The organism is Streptomyces zhihengii, assembly GCF_016919245.1.
In the GTDB taxonomy this organism is placed as follows: Bacteria; Actinomycetota; Actinomycetes; order Streptomycetales; family Streptomycetaceae; genus Streptomyces; species Streptomyces zhihengii.
On sequence record NZ_JAFEJA010000001.1, the window covers coordinates 597840 to 622204 of the forward strand.

22 protein-coding genes are annotated in these 24365 nt (G+C 74.5%); 8 read left to right on the forward strand and 14 right to left on the reverse strand.

The annotated features are described in order from the left end of the window. Positions 1–7 precede the first annotated feature (7 nt). Positions 8–421, reverse strand: a complete 414-nt coding sequence (locus tag JE024_RS02590; protein WP_205371996.1) for an SRPBCC family protein — start codon at positions 419–421, stop codon at positions 8–10. Positions 422–622: 201 nt separating this feature from the next. Continuing rightward, positions 623–1195, reverse strand: a complete 573-nt coding sequence (locus JE024_RS02595; RefSeq protein WP_205371997.1) for a Dps family protein — start codon at positions 1193–1195, stop codon at positions 623–625. A 241-nt stretch (positions 1196–1436) separates the two neighbouring features. Here JE024_RS02595 and JE024_RS02600 point away from each other — a divergent pair, with 241 nt between their 5' ends. From JE024_RS02600 to JE024_RS02615, 3 genes are all read left to right on the forward strand, one after another. Then, a complete protein-coding gene (locus tag JE024_RS02600) occupies positions 1437–1661 on the forward strand; it encodes a hypervirulence associated TUDOR domain-containing protein (protein ID WP_205371998.1) in 225 nt (74 codons plus the stop codon). Between the two features lie 640 nt (positions 1662–2301). Further along, positions 2302–3042: an alanyl-tRNA editing protein gene (locus JE024_RS02610; RefSeq protein ID WP_205371999.1), complete on the forward strand. Its 741-nt coding sequence runs from the start codon at positions 2302–2304 to the stop codon at positions 3040–3042. Continuing rightward, positions 3042–3620 carry a helix-turn-helix domain-containing protein gene (locus JE024_RS02615; RefSeq protein ID WP_205372000.1) on the forward strand — a complete coding sequence of 193 codons (579 nt, stop codon included), beginning with the start codon at positions 3042–3044 and terminating at the stop codon, positions 3618–3620. The genes JE024_RS02610 and JE024_RS02615 overlap by 1 nt, the downstream gene beginning before the upstream one ends. Before the next feature lie 177 nt (positions 3621–3797). Here JE024_RS02615 and JE024_RS02620 read toward each other — a convergent pair whose 3' ends face one another. Continuing rightward, positions 3798–4868 carry a bifunctional NAD(P)H-dependent oxidoreductase/GNAT family N-acetyltransferase gene (locus JE024_RS02620; protein ID WP_205372001.1) on the reverse strand — a complete coding sequence of 357 codons (1071 nt, stop codon included), beginning with the start codon at positions 4866–4868 and terminating at the stop codon, positions 3798–3800. A gap of 30 nt (positions 4869–4898) precedes the next feature. Here JE024_RS02620 and JE024_RS02625 point away from each other — a divergent pair, with 30 nt between their 5' ends. Beyond that, the gene (locus JE024_RS02625; RefSeq protein ID WP_205372002.1) at positions 4899–5363 is read left to right on the forward strand and encodes a MarR family winged helix-turn-helix transcriptional regulator; all 465 of its coding nucleotides are present in this window, start codon (positions 4899–4901) and stop codon (positions 5361–5363) included. On the opposite strand, the gene JE024_RS02630 is transcribed toward JE024_RS02625, so the two are convergent. Beyond that, a complete protein-coding gene (locus JE024_RS02630; protein WP_205372003.1) occupies positions 5360–6451 on the reverse strand; it encodes an IS630 family transposase in 1092 nt (363 codons plus the stop codon). The two genes, JE024_RS02625 and JE024_RS02630, sit on opposite strands and share 4 nt — an antisense overlap. 247 nt (positions 6452–6698) lie before the next feature. Next, positions 6699–7790: an IS630 family transposase gene (locus JE024_RS02635; protein WP_205372004.1), complete on the reverse strand. Its 1092-nt coding sequence runs from the start codon at positions 7788–7790 to the stop codon at positions 6699–6701. Positions 7791–7970: 180 nt separating this feature from the next. Between JE024_RS02635 and JE024_RS02640 the strand changes: the two genes are divergently transcribed. Next, positions 7971–9179 (forward strand): glycosyltransferase, encoded by a 1209-nt coding sequence (locus tag JE024_RS02640; RefSeq protein WP_205372005.1) that lies wholly within the window; start codon positions 7971–7973, stop codon positions 9177–9179. Positions 9180–9246: 67 nt separating this feature from the next. Next, positions 9247–10182, forward strand: a complete 936-nt coding sequence (locus JE024_RS02645) for an aldo/keto reductase (RefSeq protein ID WP_205372006.1) — start codon at positions 9247–9249, stop codon at positions 10180–10182. 40 nt (positions 10183–10222) lie between these two features. On the opposite strand, the gene JE024_RS02650 is transcribed toward JE024_RS02645, so the two are convergent. The 7 genes from JE024_RS02650 to JE024_RS02680 all read right to left on the reverse strand — a co-directional run bounded on the left by JE024_RS02650 (position 10223) and on the right by JE024_RS02680 (position 20292). Further along, the gene (locus JE024_RS02650) at positions 10223–11485 is read right to left on the reverse strand and encodes a DUF4303 domain-containing protein (protein ID WP_205372007.1); all 1263 of its coding nucleotides are present in this window, start codon (positions 11483–11485) and stop codon (positions 10223–10225) included. A 62-nt stretch (positions 11486–11547) separates the two neighbouring features. After that, positions 11548–12822 (reverse strand): MFS transporter, encoded by a 1275-nt coding sequence (locus JE024_RS02655; RefSeq protein ID WP_372449756.1) that lies wholly within the window; start codon positions 12820–12822, stop codon positions 11548–11550. Between the two features lie 111 nt (positions 12823–12933). Continuing rightward, positions 12934–13992: an SGNH/GDSL hydrolase family protein gene (locus tag JE024_RS02660; RefSeq protein WP_205372008.1), complete on the reverse strand. Its 1059-nt coding sequence runs from the start codon at positions 13990–13992 to the stop codon at positions 12934–12936. A gap of 70 nt (positions 13993–14062) precedes the next feature. Beyond that, positions 14063–15496, reverse strand: a complete 1434-nt coding sequence (locus JE024_RS02665; protein ID WP_205372009.1) for a carboxylesterase/lipase family protein — start codon at positions 15494–15496, stop codon at positions 14063–14065. Beyond that, complete coding sequence (locus JE024_RS02670; RefSeq protein WP_205372010.1) at positions 15493–16977, reverse strand: long-chain-fatty-acid--CoA ligase; 1485 nt, start codon at positions 16975–16977, stop codon at positions 15493–15495. Before JE024_RS02670 ends, JE024_RS02665 begins: the two co-directional genes overlap by 4 nt. Positions 16978–17656: 679 nt before the next feature. Beyond that, complete coding sequence (locus JE024_RS02675; protein WP_205372011.1) at positions 17657–18841, reverse strand: PucR family transcriptional regulator; 1185 nt, start codon at positions 18839–18841, stop codon at positions 17657–17659. A gap of 128 nt (positions 18842–18969) precedes the next feature. Beyond that, positions 18970–20292, reverse strand: coding sequence for an MFS transporter (locus JE024_RS02680; RefSeq protein ID WP_205372012.1), 1323 nt, complete (start codon positions 20290–20292; stop codon positions 18970–18972). Positions 20293–20781: 489 nt separating this feature from the next. On the opposite strand from JE024_RS02680, the gene JE024_RS02685 reads away from it, so the two are divergent. Then, positions 20782–21291, forward strand: coding sequence for a hypothetical protein (locus JE024_RS02685; RefSeq protein ID WP_205372013.1), 510 nt, complete (start codon positions 20782–20784; stop codon positions 21289–21291). Positions 21292–21537: 246 nt separating this feature from the next. On the opposite strand, the gene JE024_RS02690 is transcribed toward JE024_RS02685, so the two are convergent. Continuing rightward, a complete protein-coding gene (locus JE024_RS02690; protein WP_205372014.1) occupies positions 21538–22437 on the reverse strand; it encodes a bile acid:sodium symporter family protein in 900 nt (299 codons plus the stop codon). Between the two features lie 268 nt (positions 22438–22705). Between JE024_RS02690 and JE024_RS02695 the strand changes: the two genes are divergently transcribed. Further along, a complete protein-coding gene (locus JE024_RS02695; RefSeq protein WP_205372015.1) occupies positions 22706–23536 on the forward strand; it encodes an aldo/keto reductase in 831 nt (276 codons plus the stop codon). A 51-nt stretch (positions 23537–23587) separates the two neighbouring features. Here JE024_RS02695 and JE024_RS02700 read toward each other — a convergent pair whose 3' ends face one another. After that, complete coding sequence (locus tag JE024_RS02700; protein ID WP_205372016.1) at positions 23588–24361, reverse strand: 4'-phosphopantetheinyl transferase family protein; 774 nt, start codon at positions 24359–24361, stop codon at positions 23588–23590. Positions 24362–24365 lie beyond the last annotated feature (4 nt).

Here is a 24365-nt window from a genome sequence, read left to right on the forward strand (position 1 = left end):
CGGCGGCCTATGCCGACTCGGCGCTCTCCACCGCGGACTTGATGCCGTGCAGTGCCTCCCGCAGCCCCTGGGTGACCGCGCCGCCGTCGGCGGCTTCGGTGTGCAGTTCGACGGTCAGCAGCGAGCTGCCCTCGCCGCCCGGGACGACGTGGAAGCGTCCGTGGTAGTCGTGGGCACCGGGCGCGCCCCACTCCAGGCTCGACCCGTCGGCGACCACGCGGACCCAGGCCTCGCCGGTGACGTCCCGCTCCGGGCCGTCGGGCGGGTCGATGTGCGCGGTGACGGTGACCGTGTCGGCCCCGTGCGGCTCGACGGCGGTCAGCCGGGGCAGGTAGCTGGGCAGGTTCCGCACGTCGGCGAGGTAGGAGAACAAACGTTCCGGCGGGACCGCCACGGCGATCGAGTTGTCGTAGTCACCCATGCGGTATCGGGTGTCCCTCCTGGCGCGGGGAGAAACCGATGCCGTGCCGACAGCGCCCGCACGGCTCACGTCGGCGGTGCCGGCGTCCGGCGCGTCCTGGATGGCGACGCCGGGGCCTGCTGAGCGGCGGCCGCAGCCCCGGCACGGCCGATCCGGTGCCGGGTGCGCGGGTGCGCGGGTGCCGTTTCGGCCCGCCGCGGATCAGGGCTGGTTGCGGGCCTGGTCGGCCGCCTGCCCCGCGGCCCCGGTCTCGGTGCGCGCACCGCCCGTGGAGAGCTTGCCGCCGCTGGATTCGAGGTGGGCGCGGACGAACCACTGGAACAGCTCCAGTCCGCGCAGCTGCTCGATGAGCATGTCCTGGGTGACCGGGTCGGCGGTCTCCGTCTCGTCCATGGCCTTGCGGTGATCGGTGATGATCGACGTGTAGACCAGGTCGAGCGCTCCGAGGTGGGCGATCGCCTCCGCCCGGCCGAGCGAGTAGTCCTTCCAGTCGCGCTGGTCGACGAGGACTCCGGGAGTGCCCTGCGGCTCCCCGCCCAGCGTCGAGATCCGCTCGGCCAGGTCGTCGGTCATCGACCGGACCTGCTCGACCTGCGGGTCGAGCATCTCGTGCACGGCGATGAAGTGCGGGCCCACCACGTTCCAGTGGATGTGCTTCAGGGTCAGCGCGAGGTCGTTCAGCGAGTGCAGACGCATCTGCAGCAGGGCGATGACCTTCTCGCTGTCCTCGCTGGTCATTCCGGGCACCGTGTAGGAAATGTGCTGTGCCGCCATCGTGGTCCTCCTCGCTCAGGTTCACGGACGTGCGTGTTCACGGACGTGCCGGCCGTCCGGCCGACCAGCCGCCGTCGGCGACGACCGGCCGGACGCGCAGGTCGGGTGCCCTTCACCGGCGTACGGCAAACCGGCGGCAAACCGGCGGCGGCCCGCCGTCGTGCGCAGCGGGCCGGCGTGCGTGCGGGGAGGACGGACAGGAGCATGGGGTGGTCACTCCACCTGCGCGAAAGGAAGAACCGTGGCCAAGAAGGACGACCTCGGCAAAGGCGACAAGGTGTCGTGGAAGAGCCACGGCCAGAACGTGCCCGGCACGGTGAAGAAGAAGATCACCGACCGGACCCGCGCGGCGGGCCGTGAGGTGGACGCCTCGCAGGAGGACCCGCAGTTCGAGGTGGAGAGCGAGAAGTCCGGGCGCACCGCCGTACACAAGCCGGGCTCCCTCCGCAAGAAGAAGGGGAGCTGAGGCGGCGCGGGTCGTCAGCGCCGCACCAGGCGGCGCAGGGCCCAGCGGGCGGGCAGGCTGTACGCGGCGACGACGGGGGCCGGGCCCTCCAGCCGCAGTGTGGTGACCGCCCCTTCCCCGTCGTCGGACACGGCGTGGTGCGGCGTGGTGCAGCCGCATGCGCAACGGGCCCGAGCGGACACGCCAGCTCCACCGCCGCTCCTCCTCGTCGACGGATTCGACGAGGAAGGCGGCGGAGATCCCGAGCCGGGAGACGACCGTGCCCCGCAGCCCGGGCACGATCCGGTCCCCGTCCGTCCGGACCGCGCCGATGTAGGGGGACCACGTCGGCCAGCGGGCGGGGAAGACGTACCGCGCCCAGACGACACCGGCCGCGGCGGGCCCACGGGCCCTCAAGGTGAGAACCGCCATCGCCCCTGCTCCTTCCGCCGGGCCGCCGTGGACGCGCCGGGTGCGTCCCGGCCCTCCTCCAGGTCAGCACGAGACGGGCCCGCAGGCCGCCCGACGCGACGGGACGCGCCGGCGCTTTCCGGACGGGACCGGCGCCCTGGAGGACCGGCGTTGGGGCGGTCCGGACGTCACTTCGTTCGGTTTACCGAACAGTGCGTTCACTTCTTCAATCGTTCGTTATAGTGAACACATGGTTCGTTCAAGTGGAACAAGCGAAACAAGTGGAACGCTGAAGGAAGCCGTCCAGGTCGCCGCCTACCTGGACGACACCTATCTGGATCGGGCCGACACCCGGGTGATCGCCCTGGGCGAGCTGGACGGTGTGCCGTGGGCCGCCGTCGAGCGCTGCCTGTTCCACCCGCAGGGAGGCGGCCAGCCCGCCGACCGGGGCCGGCTGGAGGGGGTGGCCGTCGCCCCCGTCCGGGACCGGGAATCGGGGCTGGTGGTGGCGGTCGCCGCCGAGGGCGCCGCGCTGCCGGACCTCACCGTGGGGCAGGAGGTGCGGACGCGCATCGACGTGCGGACCCGGCTGACGCACGCCGCGCTGCACACCGCCGGGCACCTCGTCGAGGCGGCCGGACGCCTCCAGGGGTGGCGGATGGCCGCGAGCAACCACTTCCCCGGTCAGGCCCGCATCGAGTTCCTGACGCCCGAACACGACCCGCGGCTGGCCGACCCGGAGGGCCGGGAGGCCGCCACGGCCGCCCTGCGCGAGACGGTGGCCGCCGCCGTCGCCGCCGATCTGCCCGTCCTCGCGCGGGACGAGGGCGAGGGACGGCGCATGGTGCACCTGGGCACACTGCACTGCGCGCCGTGCGGGGGCACGCATGTGCGCAGCCTCGGCGAGCTGACCGATGTGGTCCTGCCGACGCTGAAGGTGAAGAAGGGCCGCGTCCGCGTGTCCTACGGCGCCGCACACCGGAGCCACTGATGGCCGCGGCGTCCGGGCCCGGCCGGCAGCCGGTGAGCAGCACGGCGGCGGCCGTCGGCGCGAAGATCCGGCTGCGGCGGCAGCAGCGTGGCATGAGCGCCGCCGAGATGGCCCGGCGGGCCGGGCTGAGCAAGGCCACGCTGTCGCAACTGGAGGCGGGCAGGGGCAACCCGACCATCGACACCCTGGACGCGATCGCCGTGGCGCTGCGCATCCCGATCGCGGACCTGCTGGCGCGCGACGCCGACACGGGGCCGGTCCACCGACCGGGCACACCGGCCGAACCGGGCGAGGTGGCACGGGAGTTGCTGCGCCGCATCAGCAGCGGCAACAGCCTGGAGATCTGGCGGCTGCGCATCCCGCCCGAGACGGAGGTCACCGGCGTCCCCCACGCCACCGGCACCATCGAGCATCTGCTCGTCGCCACCGGCCGGGTGACCGCCGGCCCGGTCGACGCCCCCCGGGAGCTGGGCCCCGGTGACATGCTCGCCTTCGCGGGCGACGCCCCGCACTTCTACCGCACCGGCGCCGAGGCGGTGGACATCACCGTCGTCTTCGCCTCCCCCATCAGCACCTGAGCCGCCCGCGGGCGGCTGCGGGGGCACGGCTTGACGCGCCGTGCGCGGGTGGGGTGGGGCACCGTGCGCGGGTGGGGTGAACAGGGGCCGGGTGGGGTGGACACGGGCGCCCCGCACCGGCGGCGGCACCCGCACCGGGCCGTGCGCCGCGGCGCACACCGCAGGCACCGCGCGCGGTCAGGCGGGGACCACGTCCTTGGCCAGGCTCACCACACCGTCGTCGTGCGGTCCGGGCAGCGGCACGTACCCCTGCCGCCGGTAGAGCGCGAGGTTGCGATGGCTGGCGGCGCCCGTCGACAGCAGGACGCGCCGGTGCCCGCCCCCGGCCGCCGTCTCCGCCCGGCGCAGCAGCCACCGGCCCACGCCCAGCCCGCGCAGGTCGGGGACGACGGCGAGCCGCCCGATGTGCAGGTCGGCGCCGACGCGTCGGGTGCGGACCATGCCGAGCAGCCGCCCGTCCCGCCGGAGCCCGGTGGTGTGCCAGGAGGTCAGCCACTGACGGACCTCGTCCGGTGATTCGCGGAGCGCCGGGATCGCGAGGGTGTCGTTGGCGAGGGCCTCGTCCGTCCAGCAGCAGCGCTGGAGGACCGTCACCTCGGGGGCGTCGTCCGGGTGGAGGCGCCGGGTGTAGGAGCCGGGGAGCGGGCCCGCGCCGGTACCCGGGTGCCCGCGCTCGCGCATCGGCGCGAGGGCCCGTGCGAGCCGCACCAGTTCGGCCAGCATCCCCTCGGCCGCGTCGGCGTGACGGACCGAGGGGGCCAAGCGGTCGTCCCGCAGGGCGTCGGCGATGCGTATCGCGACGGTGGCGCCGAGGGGGACCAGGCGCAGGGTGGTCACCACCTGCTTGGCGTGCTGCACGGCGCGGGTGCCGGCCGAGGTGTGGCCGTAGCTGACGAAGCCGGCGGGCTTCCAGGCCCACTCCGGGCCGAGGAAGTCGAGCGCGTTCTTGAGGGTGGCCGGCATCCCGTAGTTGTACTCGGGGGTGACGAAGACGAAGCCGTCCGCTCCGTCGACGATCCGGCTCCACCGGCGGGTGTGCTCGTGGTGGTGGACGCCGCTCGACGGTTCCGCCTCCTCGTCGAGGAAGGGGAGCCCCAGATCCCCGAGGGCCACGGGGACGAGGTCCGCGCCGAGTGCCTCGGCGCCGGGGGCGAGGGTGTCGGCCAGCCACGCGCCGACGGCGGAACCGAGCGCGCCGGGGCGGGTGCTGCACACGAAGAGGACGATGCGGAGTCGTTTCGTTGTCATGGAAACGAAATTAGGCGGTAGGTTGATTACATGTCAACGAACAAGGCCGAACCTCCGGTCCGCTGGCTCACCGCCGACGAGGAGCACGTATGGCGGGCGTATCTGCGCATGGTGACCGCGGTGCGCGCCCGCACCGCGCAGGACCTCGCCGCACACGGGCTGTCCGAGCCGGACTACGAGGTGCTCAGCACCCTGTCCGAACGCGCCGACGGCACCAGCACCCTGCGCGAACAGGCCGCCAAGATGGGGTGGTCGCGCAGTCGCCTCTCCCGCCACGCCACCCGCATGGAGGCGCGCGGGCTCATCCGCCGCGCACCGGACCCGGCCGACGGCAGGGGCTGCTTCCTGGTGCTCACCGACACGGGACGGGACACCCTCCACGACGCCGCCCCGTCCCATGTCGCCTCCGTGCGGCAGCACTTCGTCGACCGGCTCGGCCCCGAGGAGCTCGCGGTGCTCGGCCGCATCGCGGAGAAGATCGCCGCCGCTCCCTAGTCTTCTGAGTCAGGAATTCTATTCAGATATGAGGCGAGGCGTTCGAGGATCTCGTCCGCGGTCTTGGTCCAGACGTAGGGCTTGGGGCCGGTGTTCCAGGCTGCGATCCAGGTCCGGATGTCCTGCTCCAGAGCCTGGACTGTCTTGTGGACGCCTCGCCGTATCTGTTTGTTCGTCAGCTCGGCAAACCATCGCTCCACCAGGTTGAGCCAGGACGACCCGGTCGGTGTGAAGTGCAGGTGGAACCGGGGGTGGGCCAGCAGCCAGGTCTTGATGGCCGGGGTCTTGTGGGTGGCGTAGTTGTCCAGCACCAAGTGGACCTCGAGACCATCGGGCACTTCACTGTCGAGCTTGATGAGGAACTTCTTGAACTCCTCAGCCCGGTGGCGCCGGTGCAGGGAACCGATCACCTTGCCGGTGGCGACCTCCAGGGCGGCGAACAGGGTGGTGGTGCCCGCGCGGACATAGTCGTGTGTGACGCGTTGCGGCACTCCGGGCATCATCGGCAGCACCGGCTGAGAGCGGTCCAGGGCCTGGATCTGTGACTTCTCGTCCACGCAGAAGACAAGGGCCCGCTCGGGCGGGTCCAGGTAGAGGCCGACGACATCGTGGACCTTGTCGACGAAGTACGGATCCGTCGACAGCTTGAAGGTCTCCGAGCGGTGCGGCTGCAGGCCGAACGCCCGCCAGACCCGTGACACCGTGGACTGCGACAGACCCGTCTGCCTCGCCATCGACCGTGTCGACCAGTGCGTCGCGTTCTTCGGGGCGGACTCCAGGGTCTCGGCGACGAGCGCGGCTACCTGTTCGTCGGTGACCGACCTGGGACCGCCCGAGCGGGGCATGTCGCCCAGGCCGGCGATCCGGTGCTCGACGAATCTCGCCCGCCAGCGGCCCACAGCATGCGGAGTCGAGTCGAGCCGGGCCGCGACGTCCTTGTTCGAAGTACCCTCCGCACAAGCCAGGATGATCCGGCACCGCAGAGCCCACGCCTGCGGCGTGGAGCGACGCCGCACCCATCCCTCGAGCGCAGCCCGTTCCTCATCGGACAGGATCAACTCGGCCTTCGGCCGCCCAGTACGCGCCACATACCAAGCTTATACATCTGAACAGAATTCCTGACTCGGAAGACTAGGCCTTGTCTGACAAATGGCGCCGTCCGCCCGCAGGGCGGGGCGCGCGGCGTCCGGTGCGTGCAATCGCAAGGCGGAGGATCATCCTCGTACTGGGCGTACTCGGATGACTCCGACAACGCGGCATGGGGGTACCTCCCAGCGGTAGCTGGGGGAGTGCGTGCCGGGCGTCGCGCGCCAGGCGGGATTTGTCAGACACGGCCTAGTCTTCCGAGTCAGGAATTCTGTTCAGATATGAGGCGAGGCGTTCGAGGATCTCGTCCGCGGTCTTGGTCCAGACGTAGGGCTTGGGGTCGGTGTTCCAGGCTGCGATCCAGGTCCGGATGTCCTGCTCCAGAGCCTGGACTGTCTTGTGGACGCCTCGCCGTATCTGTTTGTTCGTCAGCTCGGCAAACCATCGCTCCACCAGGTTGAGCCAGGACGACCCGGTCGGTGTGAAGTGCAGGTGGAACCGGGGGTGGGCCAGCAGCCAGGTCTTGATGGCCGGGGTCTTGTGGGTGGCGTAGTTGTCCAGCACCAAGTGGACCTCGAGACCATCGGGCACTTCACTGTCGAGCTTGATGAGGAACTTCTTGAACTCCTCAGCCCGGTGGCGCCGGTGCAGGGAACCGATCACCTTGCCGGTGGCGACCTCCAGGGCGGCGAACAGGGTGGTGGTGCCCGCGCGGACATAGTCGTGTGTGACGCGTTGCGGCACTCCGGGCATCATCGGCAGCACCGGCTGAGAGCGGTCCAGGGCCTGGATCTGTGACTTCTCGTCCACGCAGAAGACAAGGGCCCGCTCGGGCGGGTCCAGGTAGAGGCCGACGACATCGTGGACCTTGTCGACGAAGTACGGATCCGTCGACAGCTTGAAGGTCTCCGAGCGGTGCGGCTGCAGGCCGAACGCCCGCCAGACCCGTGACACCGTGGACTGCGACAGACCCGTCTGCCTCGCCATCGACCGTGTCGACCAGTGCGTCGCGTTCTTCGGGGCGGACTCCAGGGTCTCGGCGACGAGCGCGGCTACCTGTTCGTCGGTGACCGACCTGGGACCGCCCGAGCGGGGCATGTCGCCCAGGCCGGCGATCCGGTGCTCGACGAATCTCGCCCGCCAGCGGCCCACCGCATGCGGAGTCGAGTCGAGCCGGGCCGCGACGTCCTTGTTCGAAGTACCCTCCGCACAAGCCAGGATGATCCGGCACCGCAGAGCCCACGCCTGCGGCGTGGAGCGACGCCGCACCCATCCCTCGAGCGCAGCCCGTTCCTCATCGGACAGGATCAACTCGGCCTTCGGCCGCCCAGTACGCGCCACATACCAAGCTTATACATCTGAACAGAATTCCTGACTCGGAAGACTAGGCACGCCGCGGGGTGGCGGGGGCGCGCGGTGCGGCCGCTTCGGTGCCGGGGGCCGGCCGGGCGGCCGGATCGGCACGTCCTCCGGGGCCGTGCGCCCCGGGTGGGCCACACTGGTGGTGTGCGGATCGTGGTGATGACAGCGGGATCGCGGGGCGACGTCGCGCCCTACGCGGGTCTGGGCGCCGGGCTCGTCCGGGCAGGGCACGAGGTGACGCTCGCGGCCCACGCGGTGTTCGAGCCGCTCGCGGCCGGTACCGGGGTGCGTTTCCATCCGCTGCCGGTGGATCCCCGGGCCGAGTTGCACTCCCGGCGGGGCCGGCGGCTGCACGACGCCAGGACCGGTGCGGGCAAGCTCGCGCGGCTGGTGTCCATGGCCCGGGAGGCGGCCGACGTCATGACGGAGTCGCTGGTGGACGCCTCGCGTACGGCGGACGTCCTGCTGGTCGGCGGTGCGCTGGGGCCGCTCGGGTTCGCCATCGCCGAGCGGCGGTCGCTGCCCGCCGTCGGGCTGCCCCTGCAACCGCTGCATCCGACAGGGGAGTTCGTCGCCCCGGTGCTCGGGACGCGGTCGTGGGGCGCCGTCGGCAACCGGCTGAGCGGACGGGCGGTGGCGGCCACGCTGCACCTGCTGTTCGCCGGTTCCGTCCGGTCGCTGCGGCGCCACGGCCTCGCCGCGCCGCGCCGTTCCCGCTCCCGGCAGCTCCGCGCCGTGCTGCACGGCTACAGCGCACTCGTCGTCCCCCGGCCGCGCGACTGGCCGGCCGGCCTGGAGGTCGCCGGATACTGGTGGCCCCCGGACGGCGGGCAACTCCCGCCCCGGCTGGAGGAGTTCCTCGCCGCCGGGCCCCCTCCCGTCTTCGTGGGCCTGGGCAGCGCCACCGTCCCCGACCCCGAGCGGGTGAGCCGGGACATCGTCACCGCACTCCGCGCGGCCGGGGTGCGCGGCGTGGTGCAACGGGGCTGGGCGGGGCTGGACGCCGAGGGCGACGACATCCTGACCGTCGGCGACGTGCCCCATTCCCTGCTCTTCCCCCGGACGGCCGCCGTCGTCCACCACGCCGGAGCGGGCACGACGGGCGCCGCGCTGCGGGCCGGGGTGCCCTCGGTGCCCGTGCCCGTGCAGTTCGACGCCGCCTTCTGGGCGTCGCGCCTGACGGCCCTGGGCACCGCGGGCGCGGCACTGCCCCTGCGCCGCCTCACCGCCGGCGCCCTCGCGGACGCGGTGCGCCGGACGACCGCCGACGAGGCGCGGCGCGACCGGGCCCGCGCACTCGCCGGCCGGCTCGCCGCGGAGGACGGCATCGCGCCGGTGCTCGCCGCCCTGGACCGCCTCGCCCGCTGAGCCGCGCGGGCAACCGGCCCACGGAGCACTTGACTTGGAGCGCACTTCAGCTCCGAGGATGCGTCGCATGGCTACCACGGATCCCCACGTCGTCCTCGGGACGATGGACTTCGGCACCCGCGTCACCCCGGAGCGTTCCTTCGCGGTCCTCGACGCGTTCGTCGCCGGCGGCGGTGTCTGGCTCGACACCGCGAACTGCTACTCCTACTGGACCGACCCCGACGGGGTCGGCGGCGCCAGCGAGCGCGTCATCGGCGCGTGGCTGCGGGCCCGCCCGGGAGCGCGTGAGGCGGTGCGGATCGCCACGAAGGTCCGCCACAACCTTCTCGTGCCCCACGCACCGGACAGCGCGGAAGGCCTCTCGGCGGGCGCCGTCGCGTCCGGTGCGGCGCAGAGCCTGGAGCGTCTCGGCGTCGATCACGTCGACCTGCTCTGGGCCCACGCGGAGGACCGCACCGTGCCCCTGGAGGAGACGGTCGGCGCCTTCGGCGAGCTGGTCGCCAAGGGCCTGGCCGTCCGGGTCGGCGCGGCCAACCATTCCGCCTGGCGCGTGGAGCGCGCCCGCTCGCTCGCGCGGGAGCGCGGCGTCGAGCCGTGGACGTCCCTGCAACTGCGCCACTCGCTCGTCCAGCCGCGCCCCCTCACCCCCGTCGCGGAGGGCGGCCACCGCCTGCTCACCCCCGACGACCTGGACCTCGCCCGCTCGGAGGGGCTCGCCGTGTGGTCGTACAGCTCCCTGCTGTGGGGGTCCTACGTCCGCCCGGACAAGCCGCTGCCGTCCACCTACGACCACCCCGGGACCGCACGGGTGCTCGCCGTCCTGGCCGGGATCGCCGAGGAGGTCGAGGCCACCAGGAACCAGGTCGTCCTCGCCTGGCTGATGCGCCAGGGCGTCGACCCCATCGTCGGCGCGAGCCGCACCGCCCAGATCGAGGAGGCCCTCGCCGCCCGCCGCGTCCGCCTCACCGACGCGCACATGGCACGCTTCGCCGAGGCGCGGTAGGGGCCGGGCCCGAGCCCCGGGCGCGTGCCGGGGCCGGGGCTCAGGCGGGGCCAGCGCGGTGGGTGACGCCGGTGGCGGCGGTGCGGACGGCGGGGTCGGGGTCGGTGAGTCGCAGGCGGGCGAGGGCGGCCGCGTACCGCGCGCGGCCGTCGTCGGTCAGCGGTGCGTCCTCCAGGACGAGCACGGCGTGGCAGCGGACCACGGGCCAGGGTGACGTCAGGGCGCCGAGGCACGTCTCGGCCTCCTCGGGGGCGACGGCGCACAGGCCCGTCCCGGGCCGCAGGGCGGCGAACACGGCGTCGTGCAGGGCCGGGTGAGCGGCGAGAGCCCGTTCCAGGGGCCGGTAGTCGAGCGGTCCGTGTGCGCCGATGTCGCGGAACGACGTGTACGGGGCCGTCAGTCCGCGCACGGCCACGGTGTCCGGCAGCCGGTCGAGGGCGGCGGTCACGATGTCGGTACGGCCGAGGCGGGCGAGCGCGGCGGCAGCCCAGGCCCGGTCGGGTTCGCGGAGACGGCGGTTGCGGAGGACGCCCGTCAGCGCGTCGAGGACATCGGCGGAGGGGACGCCGAGTTCCGCGAGGAGCTTCGCCCAGAGCCACTTCTCCCGTGACCGCCGCAGGCGTTCCACGGCGCCGGGCACGGCGGCCGGGCCCAGGGCGCGCAGCCGGGCTGCGGCCTCCTCGCGTCCGAGGGGCGCGGTCCCGGTCGGCGCGTCGAGCACGGCGATCAGCTCGGCGGCCCGCTCCTGCGGCGGCAGGGCGTCGAGCCGCTCGGACTCCCGCTGTTCGGCGACGAGTTCGGGGAAGTGGGTGCGCAACTGCTCCGGCGTGACCGACAGGGGGACGAGGTCCCACGCCTCGTCCAGGGCCACGACCACGAAATCGCCGGGAACGACCCCGTCCGCCACCAGGTCGCGGCGCGCGGCGTGGCAGGCCGCGGCGACCGTCCGCAGGTAGCGGTCGTGGACCTCGTCCCACCGGTGCCCGCCGCCGGCCGTCGCCTCGGCCGTCAGCCGGGCGGACCACGCGTCCTCGTCCGGGCCGGGATCGAGCTGCCACGGCCAGTCGGCGGGGCTCCACCGCAGATCGTCGGCGGTGAACCGGTCGGTCGCCACCGAGGCGAGCGACTCCTCGCTCACGGCACCGACACAGGTGCAGGCGATGACGCCCCCGGACTCGGCGTAGAACTCGTGCACGGCGGCGGCCAGCAGCCGGTCCCCCGGGTGCTCGGCGCGCAGGCGCCGCACGAAGTCGGTCACCCGGCCGATCAGCGCCTTCTCCAGGCCGCTCCAGTCGAACTCCATCGGCGGAGACTAGCGGAGAGCATCCGAGGGCCGGAGCCGGATCCGGTGCGCGGTCGGCGCCGTCAGGGCGCGTCCGCCGCGTCGCCCGACGCCTGCCGCCGGTGCGCCGGTCCGGGCCAGGAGATCCGCCGGACGTGGTGGAGGCCGATGGCGGCCACCGTGAGGAGCGCGGCCGTGCCGGCGAGCGTCATGACGAGGGACGGGGAGGAACGGTCGACCACGACGCCTCCGGCCAGGGCCCCCGTCGAGATGGTGGCCTGGAACGACGCCGTGAAGAGCACCGAAGCCGCCTCGGGGGAATCGGGGCGGGCGCGGGCGAACCAGGTCTGGGAGCACACCGGCACGGCACCGTAGGCGATGCCCCAGAGGATCAGCAGGGTGACGGCTCCGGCCCGGCCGTCCCCGAGCACTGGGAGCAGGAGGGTCGCCCCGGCGAGCAGCGCCGCGGCCGACGCGAAGGCGGCTCGCGGGTGGCGGGCCACGACGGCTCCGCCGAGGAAGTTCCCGGCGATTCCGGCGGCCCCGTAGACGAGCAGCAGGAACGTGATCGTCCCGGCGCCCACCCGCGTCACCTGTTCCAGGAACGGGGTGACGTAGGTGTAGGCGCCGAAGTGGGCGAGGACGACCAGGAAGGTGATCACCAGCGCGTAGCGGGTGTCGACGCCCCTCAGCATGCCGGTGAGGTCGCGCAGGCGGGCGGGCTCGTCGGCGGGCAGCGGCGGGACCACGAGGAGCAGCAGGGCGAGGACGGCGAGGGTCAGCAGTCCCATGCCCAGGAAGGCGGTCCGCCAGCCTGCGGCGTCCCCGGCGAAGGTGCCGAGGGGGACGCCGAGCACGGAGCCGAGCGGTACCGCGGAGAAGATGACCGCGGTGGCCCGGCCGGCCGAGCGCGCGGGCACCAGCCGGCCGGCCAGCCCCGCGCCGATCGACCAGAATCCCCCGATGGTGATGCCGACCAGCACCCGGGAGACCAGCACCAGCCAGTAGTCGGCGGCCGCCGCGGCGAGGAAGTTGGCCAGCGCGAGCAGCAGGATGAACGCCGCGAGCATCAGCCGCCGGTCGACGCGCCCGGTGGCCACGGTGACCAGGGGCGCCGACAGGGCCGCGAGGAAGCCCGGCATGGTCATCATCAGGCCGGCCGTTCCGTCGGAGACGGTGAAGTCCGACCCGATGGACGTCAGCAGACCGATCGGCAGGATCTCGGTGGTGACGATCGAGAAGATCCCCAGCATCACCGCGACCACGGCCAGCCACGACACGAGCGGCGACCGTTTCGGCGGTCCGGTGGATTCGGCGGGGTGGGTGGGGTGGGTGGAGGCGGTCGTCGCTGGGGACACGGATCCCGTCCTGTCGTGGGGTGTCACGAAGAGGTGTGCGCTCACCACTCCAGCAGGGACGGGAGCCGTCTTCCGGCGACTTCCCGACGTCAACCCCGGTCCCGGGCCCTCCTACCGGCTGTGCGCCGCCCGGTCCCGGAGGGTGGACGAGGTGTGCACGGCGGTGGCGAGGGCCGTGCCGTAGGCGCGGGAGCCGGCGGCGTTGGGATGGAGGGGGAAGGCGTCGCGCGTGGACACGGCGCCTTCGATCCAGCGGTCGGCGGGGGCGGCGCAGGAGTCGTGGCCGGCGCCGGGTGCGGCGGTGTCCACGAAGGTGGCGCCGTGGCGTTCGGCAACGGTGCGCAGGACGGTGCCGAGGCGGTCGACCGTGCGCTGGACGTAGTCGGCGTCCTGGGCCCAGAACGGCTGGACGGGGAAGCAGCCGCCCGGGCGGAAGTAGGCGCCGTAGCCGACGACGAAGATCCGCGCGTGGGGTGCGCGCCGGGCGACGGTGTCGAGCACGGCCGCGAACTCCGGGGCCCAGGCGTCGACGGCGTCGGCGTAGGTGTCCTTGCCGCCGGCGGTGTGGGTGGCGGCGCAGCTTCGCCCGAGCGGCTTCGGCAGCAGGTTCACACAGCCGGTGGCCAGGTTGAACAGGGCGGTGTCGTTGCCGCCGAGGGTGATGCTGACGAGGTCCGTGTCCTCGGTGAGCGCGTCGTACTGCGGTGCGGTGCCCGGGTGCTGACGGGCACTCAGGTGCTCGGCGGTGGCACCGGAGCAGCTCACGTCCGTGAGGGTCGCGCCCAGCAGGGACGCCGCGACACGGGGGTAGCCGGCCAGCGAGCGGACGCATGCCGGGTCGGCGGGGTCCGCGGGGCGGACGAGCGGGGCCGCGGCGAAGGAGTCGCCGAGGGCGACGTAGTGGAGCGGGGTCCGGTCGGCCGCGGCGGCGGTGGCCGTGGCGCCCGGTGCCGCGAACGCGGCGGCGCAGAGGGCGGAGACGGCCAGGAGCGCGCGCAGACGTGCGCGCGGGCGCGGGGCCGTCGGGGGCTTCGGTGCGGTGAGTGCCTTCGGTGTGTTCGGTGTGTTCGGTGACGTAGGTGTCCCCGGTGCGGTCAGTGTGTTCGGTGACGACGGCGCGCTCGGTGCCGGCGCTGCCTTCGGGGTCCTCGGCGTCCTCGGTGTCCTCATGGGGCGGCCCTTCCTGGGGAGGCGTACGGGTGGGGTCGTGCGGTCCGGGTGGGTGTCGGGCGGGGCGCCGTCAGGACCACAGGCGGCGCTCGGCCTCCCGGGGGGCGTGGACGATGTGCGCGCCCTCGGCGGAGTAGGTCATCACGGGCCGGCCGGCGTCCCAGTGCGGCCATCCCGGGTCGCCGTGCGTGGCGAAGTCGATCCAGGCGCGGTGCATGGCCCGGGCGAGGGAGCGGGGCGCCCCGGTGCCCGCCAGCAGGCGGCTGTCCGGGGTGTCGAGGGTGTCGAAGACGAAGCCGATCTCCAGCGCGTGGCAGGCGCCGAGCCCCCGCACCGGGGAACGCCAGGCGAACTCGTAGAGGAAGGTGCGGCCCCGGGCGCCCGTCCGCGCGTCCGCCAGGCGGTTGAGCGGCACGCGGAGCACGAGGTCGGTGGCGATCGCGCCGAGGATCTCGCCGGGTGACGCGCCGGGCCGGGCGGCGCGGTAGACGCTCGGGGCGCGCCACGGCGCACGCCGCCGCAGCAGGGCAAGCCGCAGGGCCGTGCCGCCGATGCGGTCGGCGAGACCGGTGGGCACGAACCAGAGCCGGTACTCCTCGGTGTTGCCGCCCATCAGCACGTCGACGTCCGCGGCGGCGCCCTCGGCGAGCGCGGTGGCGGGGTCACGCGGTACGACGTCGCCGTCGACGACGACATGGAAGCCCCGGCCGCCGGTCAGCGGTGTCCCCTTCGCGGTGGCGGCCCGCTGGGCGGCGAGCAGCCGTGCCCGGTCGACGCGGGCGAACTCCCGTGCCGTGGCGGGGACTCCGAGCCACCGGGCCATCGCGGCGGTGGTGCGCGCGGCCTCCCGGGGTGTGACGGCGGTGGGGGCGCCGCTCTGGAGGACGGCCCTGTGCAGCAGCCCCGCGGAGCGGGGGCTCGCGAGCAGGGCGGCGATGCCGATGGCGCCGGCCGACTCGCCGAAGACGGTGACGTTGTGCGGGTCGCCGCCGAAGGCGCGGATGTTGTCGCGTACCCAGGCGAGCGCGGCGAGCTGGTCGCGCAGTCCGAGGTTGGCGGGCGCGTCCGGGAACACACCGAAGCCCTCCACCCCGAGCCGGTGGTTCAGGGAGACGAGGACGACGCCGTCGCGGGCGAAGGCCCGGCCGTCGTAGAGCGGCACGGCCGAGGAGCCGTTGCGCAGGGCGCCGCCGTGGATCCACACCATCACGGGCCGGCCTGCCCCTTCGGGCGCCGCGGTCCACACGTTGAGGTTGAGGCATCCGTAGCCGGGGACGTCCGGGTCGGGCAGCAGGGCGTCCAGCGGCGGGGCGTACGGGTTCTTGGGGGCGGTGGGGCCGAAGGCGACGGCGTCGCGGACGCCGTCCCAGGGCGGCACGGGGGCCGGCGGGGCGAACCGCAGCGGTCCCACAGGGGCGGCCGCGTACGGGATGCCGCGGAACACGGCGACATCGTCCTCGTCGGTGCCGCGCACCGTCCCGGACGCGGTGGCGGCGAGCCTCATGCGCAGGTCTCCCGCAGGGCGCGCTTGAGCACCTTGCCGCTGGGGCCGAGCGGCAGCGCGTCCACCATCCGCACGACGCGCGGGTACTTGTGCTTCCCGAGCCGTTCCCGGGCCCAGCCGACGATGTCCTCGGGGGTCGTCCGCGCGCCCGGGCGCAGGACGACGGCGGCGCAGATCTCCTCCCCCTTCTCGGCGTCGGGCAGGCCGAGGACGCTGACCTGAGCGACGCCGGGGTGGCGGGCGAGGGCCTCCTCGACCTCCCGCGGGTAGACGTTGAAGCCGCCCCGGATGATGAGGTCCTTCTTGCGGTCGACGATGCTCAGGAAGCCGTCGGCGTCCTGCACACCGATGTCGCCGGTGCGGAACCATCCGTCGACCACGGCGGCGGCGGTCGCCTCGGGGTCGTCGAGGTAGCCGGCGAAGACGTTGTGCCCGCGCACCACGACCTCGCCGACGCTGCCGGCGGGCAGGAGCACCGTCCGGTCCTCGGTGCCCGCGTCGGCGACGGCGGCCTCCACGCCCCAGATGGGGTGGCCGACGGTGCCGGGACGGCGGCCGGTGGAGAGCTGGTTGAAGGTGGCGGCCGGGGAGGTCTCGGTGAGCCCGTAGCCCTCCAGGACGTGGGTGCCGAAGACGCTCTCGAAGCGTTCGAGGAGCGCGGTGGGCAGGGCCGCGCCGCCGGAGACGGCCAGCCGCAGGGCCGGCGCGCGGCCGTCGGCCGCGCCGGGCTCCTCGGTGAGGGCGTGGTACATCGTGGGCACGCCCATGAACACCGTCACGCCCTCCCGCGCCATCAGGTCGAGGGCGCCGCGCCCGGTGAAGCGCGGGCACAGCACGAGGGCGGCGCCGGCGCGCAGGGCGGCGTTCATGGCGCAGGACTGGCCGAAGCTGTGGAAGAGCGGCAGGCAGCCGAGGACCACGTCCTCGGGGGTCAGCGCGAAGAGGTCCTGGGCGCAGACGGTCGCGTTCAGCACCAGGTTGGCGTGGGTGAGCAGGGCGCCCTTCGGGCGGCCGGTGGTGCCGCTGGTGTAGAGGATCACGGCGGTGTCGCCGGGGGCGCGGGGCTCCGCGCGTTCCAGCGGCTCGCCCGCGCACACCACGTCCAGCACGTCCGTGCCGGTCCGCGCCGCCGCGGCCTCGGCCACCTCGCGCAGCGGGCCGGCCGTCACGACGGCGCGGCAGCCGCTGTGCCGCAGCACGTACGCCACCTCGTCGGCGACGAGCAGCGCGTGGACGGGCACGACGACGGCGCCGGCGGCGAGGGCGCCGTAGTAGGCGCGGGGGAAGTCTGCGGTGTTGGGCAGGAGCAGCGCCACCCGGTCGCCCGGTCCGATGCCGTGGGCACGCAGCCGGGCGGCGAACCGGAGCGCGTCACTCCAGAGCTCGCGGTAGCCGATGCGGACGTCGCCGTCGACGACCGCGGTCCGGTCGGGGTGGCGGGCGGCGGACTCCCGCAGGATGGTGGCGACGCTGAGCTGCACGGCGGCTCCCTTGCACGGACGGACGGTGGTGTGCGGCCGCCTCAGCTTCCGGCAGCTCCCCGCCCGGGGACCATGGGCAACGGCCCAGCACCACGCCGCCCCCGGTGGGCAGCGGCCCCGCGCCGGGGGGCGCCCGGGGGCGGGCGCTGCCGGGAGGACGCTGCTCGGCGGTTTGGGGGCGGCCTCGGCTGCGGGGAGCCCGCCCCGGAGGCCACGGCCGGCCGTGGCGCAGTCCGGGGAACCGGTCCCGCCGCGGAGACGGCGCGCGGCCTACGGGCGGGGAGCCCCACCCCGGGCGGGTCTTGCCGCCGGGGCGCGGTCGGGCCCGGGCCCAGGAGCCCCACTCCCCCGGCGTCCAGCCCGTGGTGGCCGACGTACCGCCGGGGACCCACCCCGGGGCCACACGCCGCCGGGGCACCGTCGACAGAGCCGCTCCCACCTCGGCCGGGGGCCAACGGCCGCCTGGCGGCACCCGGCCAGGCGGCGGCGAGCCCGCCCGGAGCCCACGCCCCGCCGGGACGCCGTCCGGAGGGCCGCACCCGCCGCGGCCGGCGGCAGGCGGCCTACCGCCGGGGGCCCTCACCCCGAGCCCAGGCGCCGCCGGGGCGCCGTCCGGCCCGGGCCCAGGAGCCCCACGGGCCGGGGCCCCGGGGGCCCGGACCCGCCGAGGCACCCCCCGTCAGTGCTCCAGTTCCAGGGCGCGGAGGGCCAGGGCCCAGCCGAGGCGGGATTCGCCGGAGTCGGCGGGCCAGCCGCTGAGTTCGGCGACGCGGCCGACGCGGTTGAGGATGGTGTTGCGGTGGCAGAAGAGCGCGGCGGCGGCGGCCGAGGCCGAGCAGCCCGAGTCGAGCCACACCCGCAGCGTCTCCAGGAGCACCTGGCGTTCCGCGCCGCTGCGCAGCACGCCGTCGAGGTAGCGGGCCGTCAGGCGGTCGGCGATCTCGGGTTCCGCGCCGAGCGCGGCGTGCACCAGGCGGTCGTCGAGGCCGGCCACCTGGCCGCTGCCCGGCGGCAGGGTGTCCAGCGCGCGGCGGGCGAGCCGCACGCCCTGTGCGGCGTCGGCGAGGCTCTCGAACGCGGGCGAGATCCCGGCCCGGCGGACGCCCTGGGCGCGCAGCACGTCCGCGAGGGCGTCCGGGTCGGCGGACCTGACGCGGACCAGGCCGGCGACGGTGCCGGCACGGGGCCGCCAGTACGACCACAGGCCCCGGGCCTCCAGCGCGGGGCCCGGGTCGGGCGGGGAGGAGGGGTCGTGGGTGTCCTGGGCGATGACGACGACGGCGTACCGGTCCTGCCGGGGCACGCCGAGCGCGGTGGCCGCGGCGGCGGCGACGGCCGGGTCGTCGGCCCTGCCGTCCAGCAGGGCCTCGAAGAGGGCGCCCCGCCGGGACGCCTCGCGGTGCTGGAGCTCCAGGGTGCGCAGCCGGTAGGCGTCGGCCATGGCGGAGGAGAACCGGTCGATGGTCTCCCACACCGCGCCGGCCATGTCGCCCACCAGGCGCTGCTGCGCGGGCGAGCGGTCGCGCATCCAGTCGGCCATCGCCTGCCACAGCACCCGTCCGCCGCGCCGGTACGCCTGGAGCACCGTGGCCAGCGGCATGCCCTGCTCGGCCCGCAGGCGTCCGTTCTCGGCGGCGACCGCCTCGAAGCGGTCGGCGTCGGCGCGCGTCCCGCCGAATTCGTTCAGCGCCAGCTCCATGTTGCCGCGCAGGGTCACGCGCAGGTCTTCCTGGGAGACGGGGCTCCCGCTGGCGTAGCGCACGCTGTGCGCGCAGATGTCGGCGGCGAGCTGTTCGATCAGCCCGTCGATGTCGGCGAGCAGCGTCGCGGCCAGTTCACGGCGCAGCGCCGGCTCCTCGTTCATGGCCGCAGGATAAGCATGCGTGCCGCCCGTGCGAAGCGTGCCGTTGCCCACAGAGCGCTGGGCACCCTTGGGCAACGGCACAGTGGGGGCGGCCGCGGCGGCGGGGGGCACGCCGCCGCGGCCGCCGGTCAGTCGGCCGGCGCCGGGGCGGGCACCGGGGCGGCGACGTCCTCGCGGGCGACGGTCCGCCGCAGCGCGGCGGCCAGCGCGATCCCCGCCAGGCCCACCAGCACGACGAAGACGAACGGTGCCCGGTCGCTGCCGGTCCGGCTCTCGATCATGCCGAAGACGAACGGACCGAAGAATCCGCCGAGGAGTCCGACGGTGTTGATGAAGGCCAGCCCCACCGCGGCCATCAGACCGGACATCCGGGACATCGCCACCGACCAGAACAGGGGCAGCGTGCCCATCAGGAAGAACTGGGCGACGAAGAGCAGCGCGAACCGGCCCGGCTCCCAGTCGGTCACGAGATAGGCGCCCATGAGCGCCGTCCCGGCGGCGGCGCACAGGACGATCAGCCCGGTGTCGTTGCCGATGCGGCCGTGCAGCCACGGGAAGAACAGCACACCGGCGAGCACCGCCAGGCCCATGCTGCCGGTCACCAGGCCGATGTTCATCGGCCCCGACACCCCGAGCCCCTCCACGATCGAGGGCAGGTTGAAGCCGACGGCGGAGGAGACGAGCTGGTTCACGAAGTACGTCGCGGCGAGCAGCAGCACCACCGGCCGCCCGAAGGCGAGTCCGAGGTTGCCGCGCAGCCGGTGCGGCGACGTCCCCGTGCCCGCGGCGCGCTCGGAGAGCACGGCGGCCTCCTCGGGCGTGAGCCAGCGGGCGTCCTCGGGGCGGCTCGGCAGCGCGCACCAGACCAGTACGCCGACGGCGACCGTGACCAGGCCCTCGACCAGGAACATCCACTGCCAGCCGTGGAGTCCCGCGACGCCGTCGAGGCTCATCAGCCCGCCGCCGGCGGGGGCGCCCAGGACGGTCGCCGCGGCAGGTGCGGTGTAGATGAGCCCGACGACGGTGACCCGGTGCCGCTGCGAGAACCAGAGGGTGACCATGTACATGAGCGCGGGGTACAGCCCGGCCTCGGCGGCGCCGAGCGCGAACCGCAGCACGTAGAACGAGACGGGCCCCTGCACGAACATCATCGCCGCGGAGACCAGCCCCCAGGTCACCGCGATGCGCGCGATCCAGGCCCGGGCGCCGACCTTGTGGAGCACCAGGTTGCTGGGCACCTCCAGCAGGGCGTAGCTGAGGAAGAACACGCCCGCGCCCAGCCCGTACGCGGCGGCGCTGATGCCGATGTCCGCCTCGAGCTGGGTCTTGGCGAGCGCGACGTTGGTGCGGTCGACGTACGACATGAAGTACGCGAGACCCATCACGGGCAGCAGGCGTCGGATCGCCTTGCGGGTCGCGGCCTCGTGCACCGCGTCGAAGGGATGGGGCATGGCTGGTCCTTCCCGCGGCACAGGGGTGCGCAGCAGGCCGTAGTGGAGGTTGCCGGTCGCGGGCCCACTGCGCGGAGCGGCAGGGCACGTCGCCGATGGGTGTCAGCATCGGCGACGGCGGCGACACCCGGCCATGTGCAGGTGCCTACCATGCGCGGCACACCGCTGGGCAGTGGCACCGGGCCGCGGCCCGGTGCCTTCCCGCGGTGCTCTCCTCCGGCCCGCGGCACGGGATGTTCCCGTGCCGCGCTCTCGTGCCAGGGACGCGAAGTACCCCTTCTGCGCGGGCTAGTAGTCGTCGGAGTCGGTCCCGTACGGTCCCGCACGCACCCCTGTGCGGACGGCCCCGCGCCGTGCGCCGGAGCGCCGGGCCGTCCCCGCGGGCGGGCGGTCGGTCGGGCGTGCGGGCCTGCGGGCCTGCGGGACCGGCTCTGGACAACCGGGCGGGCCGGTGCCAGCATCGGCGCGTGATCACTGACCGAAAGGCCCATGCCGCGTAAGCGGCCCGGCGCCCTGCGGGCGCGGCAGAGAACGACCCCGGTGCTCTTCCGGAGCACCGTCACCTGGGGAACCGAGGTCTTCCCCGTCCCCTGGCCCACACGGCTCGACCGGCTCTCCCGGCGCACGGTGTCCGCCGTGCACCGGGCGGAGTGCGGGCGGCCCGACGGCGGGGGCCTGTGGCCCGGCGCCACCGACGCGGCCCTGCGGTCCTACCGCCACTTCCTGGCACTCCCCGGGCGCTGGCTGTATCCGAGGCACTCCGTCTGCGGCTGCCCCACGTGCGACGTCCCGGACGACGTCGCCGTCGCCCGGGACGTGCTCGAACTGGTGCGGCTCCGGCTGCCGCCGGGCGCGCGGCGTGAGCTCACCGCGCTGCTGGCGCCCCTCGACGAGGAACTGGAGCGCCGGACCGTGCCCGATCCGTTCGCCCACCGCCGGCCGTGGCGCGGGGACGGGTGGTGGCACCGGCGGATGTACCACGAGAGCGCGCACCTGTGACGGGTCGGAGGGCGGGCCCCCGGCGGCACGGCGCGGGCCCTCCGCCGGGGCAGGCGCGCGGCGGCACGGGCGCGTCAGGCGGGCGGCACGGGCGCGTCGAACCTGGGGCGCGGTGGCACGAGCGCGTCAGGCGTGGGGCACGGCGGCGCGGGCGGGTCAGGCGTGGGGCGCGGTGGCACGAGCGCGTCAGGCGTGGGGCACGGCGGCGCGGGCGGGTCAGGCGTGGGGCACGGCGGCGCGGGCGGGTCAGGCGTGGGGCACGGGTGTCTCGGCCTCCGTGCTCCCGGTGCGGGCCCGCCGGCTCAGCAGGAAGCCCGCGGCGCCGGCGGTGAAGAACATCAGCACCCCGTAGACGGCCGCGGGCACGGCCATCTCCGAGCTGTTCAGCAGCGCGGGGCTGACGGCGAAGGTGATCGCCAGCGTGCTGTTGTGCAGGCCGATCTCCATGCAGGAGGCGACCGCCTGGCCGTGGTCGGCCCGGGCGAGGCGGGCGGCGCCGTACCCGACGGCCAGGCTCAGCACGCTGAAGACGAAGGTGATCAGGCCGACGTCGGCGAGGTAGGAGCGCAGGAACTCGGCCTCCTTGGCGACCGCACCGGCGATCACCAGCAGGAGGATGACCGCGGACAGCACCTTCACGGGCTTGGCCATGCGCTCGGCGAACTCCGTGAACCGGGCCCGCACCAGCATGCCGACGGCGACCGGCACCAGCACGACCGCGAAGACCTGGAGCGTCTTGTCGAACCGCAGGCCGAGGGCGGTGTCGCCGTCGGAGAAGTAGGCCAGGGACAGGTTCGTCACGATCGGCATCGTGAAGACGGCGAGCACCGAATTGACGGCGGTGAGGGTGATGTTGAGGGCGACGTCGCCGCCGAACAGATGGCTGTAGAGGTTCGCGGTGGTGCCGCCGGGGGACGCGGCGAGCAGCATCATGCCGACGGCCAGCACCGCGGGCAGGTCGAAGAGCAGCACCAGACCGAGGCACACGGCGGGCAGCACCACGATCTGGCAGACCAGGGCGACGGCGACGGGCACCGGGTACTGGGCCACCCGCCGGAAGTCCGCGACCGTCAGGGACAGTCCGAGCCCCAGCATGATCAGGGCCAGCGCGGCCGGCAGCAGGACGGTGACGAGACTCGAATCCACTGCGGCCTCCCGGGGTGACGGCAGCCCGGTGCACGGGCCCGTCCGCGTCCGCACGCCGGTGGCGGCGAACGGCTCGGATACAGCGGTGTATCCGATGTTGCGACGTATGCTCTGGGGCCCCGGGGGGCCTGTCAAGGGATCGCGGCGGCTCGGCCTCCCGAGCGCCCCGTGAGCCGTCCGATATGTTCCGACGTGACCGCCCGCCGGCCCGGCGTCCCCCGTGTGCGGCCGGCGTCCCCGACCCGTCCGGCGAACAAGGAGCGATCCCGTGGCCCGCATCCCGGAGCACACCCTGAACGACGGCACCCGGCTGCCCGCGCTGGGGCTCGGCACCTATCCGCTCGACGACGCGGCGGCGGACGACGCCGTCCGCGGCGCGCTGGAGAGCGGCTACCGGCTGGTCGACACGGCGACGAACTACGGCAACGAGACCGGCGTCGGCCGGGGCATCGCCCGCTCCGGGGTCGAGCGCGGGGAGGTGGTGGTGACCACCAAACTGCCGGGACGCCATCACGGATACCAGGAGACGCTGGACTCGTTCGAGGAGTCCCGCCGTCGGCTCGGGGTGGAGTACGTGGACCTCTACCTCATCCACTGGCCGCTCCCCCGGGTGGACCGGTACGTGGACTCCTGGCGGGCGATGATCAAGCTCCGCGACGACGGACTGGTCCGCTCGATCGGCGTCTCCAACTTCACCGCGGAGCACCTCGGCCGGCTGCGGCGCGAGACGGACGTGCTGCCGTCCGTCAACCAGATCGAGCTGCACCCGTCGCTGCCGCAGGACGACCTGCGCGCCGTGCACGAGGAGCTGGGCATCCGGACGGAGAGCTGGAGCCCGCTCGGGCGGGGGTCCGCCCTGCTGGAGGACCCCGCGATCGCCGAGGTGGCCCGGGCGCACGGCGTCACCCCGGCGCAGGCGGTCCTGCGCTGGCACCTCCAGCTCGGTGCCGTCCCGATCCCCAAGTCGGCTGATCCGGGACGGCAGCGGGCGAACCTGGACGTCTTCGGATTCGAGCTGTCCGCGGAGGAGATGGCCCGGGTCGCCGACCGCAGGCCGGGGCGGCTGGGCGGCGACCCGGACACGCACGAGGAGTTCTGACCCTTCGCAGGGACCGGCCGCCGGGGCTCGCGCTCCCCGGCGGCCGGTCCGTCAGGCGCGCAGGGCGACCGCCGCGTGGTGGCCGTCGGGGACGGTCACGTCGGCCAGCAGCCAGCCGGCCGGGGCGGCGGGCAGCGCGCCGGAGCCGACGTAGTCGGCGGCCGGGTCGGCGCCCAGGCCGACGCCGAGGCCCTTGAGGTAGGCCTCCTTCCTGGTCCAGACGCGGGCGAAGGCGGCCGGCCGGAGCCCGGGTGCGAGGGCGGCCAGCTCCGCCGCCTCGGCGGGGTGGAGCACCTCCGCCGCCTCGGCGACCGTGTGCGGGGCCGGCACCCGTTCGATGTCGACGCCGACCGGGGTGCCCGCGACCGCGATCAGGCTCAGCCCCTCGCAGTGGGAGAGCGAGAAGTGCAGCCGCCCGTCCGGCAGCACCGGGCGCCCGTGCGGCTCGCCGCAGCAGGGGCAGGGTGCCCTGCCCATGGTGACGCTGCGCGGGGCGAGCCCCAGATGGGCGCCGAGCAGCCGGCGCAGCCCCACATGGGCGCAGAGGTAGGTGGCCCGGTCGGCGGGCCGCCGGAACTCCTCGCTGCGCAGCAGTTCGTCGGCGTCCAGGACGAGGGACGCGTACCGGACGGCGCTGTCGCGGTGGGCGTCCGTCTCCACCAGCCAGAGCCGCGGACGGGCGGGGCGGATGCCGGGCAGGCCGGCGAGGGGGTGCGGCAGGGGCGGCAGCGGGTCGGCCGGGACGGGGCCGGCGAGGGGACGGCCGGGCGGTGGCGGACCGGCCCGGGGGCCGTCCGGCGGGATGGTGGTGACCAGCTCAATCATGTGT

Excerpts from the sequence above, each read along its gene's own strand:
- JE024_RS02590 (WP_205371996.1), bottom strand. The coding sequence starts at position 421 with ATGGGTGACTACGACAACTCGATCGCCGTGGCGGTCCCGCCGGAACGT.
- JE024_RS02595 (WP_205371997.1), bottom strand. The coding sequence starts at position 1,195 with ATGGCGGCACAGCACATTTCCTACACGGTGCCCGGAATGACCAGCGAG.
- JE024_RS02610 (WP_205371999.1), top strand. The coding sequence starts at position 2,302 with ATGGTTCGTTCAAGTGGAACAAGCGAAACAAGTGGAACGCTGAAGGAA.
- JE024_RS02615 (WP_205372000.1), top strand. The coding sequence starts at position 3,042 with ATGGCCGCGGCGTCCGGGCCCGGCCGGCAGCCGGTGAGCAGCACGGCG.
- JE024_RS02620 (WP_205372001.1), bottom strand. The coding sequence starts at position 4,868 with ATGACAACGAAACGACTCCGCATCGTCCTCTTCGTGTGCAGCACCCGC.
- JE024_RS02625 (WP_205372002.1), top strand. The coding sequence starts at position 4,899 with ATGTCAACGAACAAGGCCGAACCTCCGGTCCGCTGGCTCACCGCCGAC.
- JE024_RS02640 (WP_205372005.1), top strand. The coding sequence starts at position 7,971 with ATGACAGCGGGATCGCGGGGCGACGTCGCGCCCTACGCGGGTCTGGGC.
- JE024_RS02645 (WP_205372006.1), top strand. The coding sequence starts at position 9,247 with ATGGCTACCACGGATCCCCACGTCGTCCTCGGGACGATGGACTTCGGC.
- JE024_RS02650 (WP_205372007.1), bottom strand. The coding sequence starts at position 11,485 with ATGGAGTTCGACTGGAGCGGCCTGGAGAAGGCGCTGATCGGCCGGGTG.
- JE024_RS02660 (WP_205372008.1), bottom strand. The coding sequence starts at position 13,992 with ATGAGGACACCGAGGACGCCGAGGACCCCGAAGGCAGCGCCGGCACCG.
- JE024_RS02665 (WP_205372009.1), bottom strand. The coding sequence starts at position 15,496 with ATGAGGCTCGCCGCCACCGCGTCCGGGACGGTGCGCGGCACCGACGAG.
- JE024_RS02675 (WP_205372011.1), bottom strand. The coding sequence starts at position 18,841 with ATGAACGAGGAGCCGGCGCTGCGCCGTGAACTGGCCGCGACGCTGCTC.
- JE024_RS02680 (WP_205372012.1), bottom strand. The coding sequence starts at position 20,292 with ATGCCCCATCCCTTCGACGCGGTGCACGAGGCCGCGACCCGCAAGGCG.
- JE024_RS02685 (WP_205372013.1), top strand. The coding sequence starts at position 20,782 with ATGCCGCGTAAGCGGCCCGGCGCCCTGCGGGCGCGGCAGAGAACGACC.
- JE024_RS02700 (WP_205372016.1), bottom strand. The coding sequence starts at position 24,361 with ATGATTGAGCTGGTCACCACCATCCCGCCGGACGGCCCCCGGGCCGGT.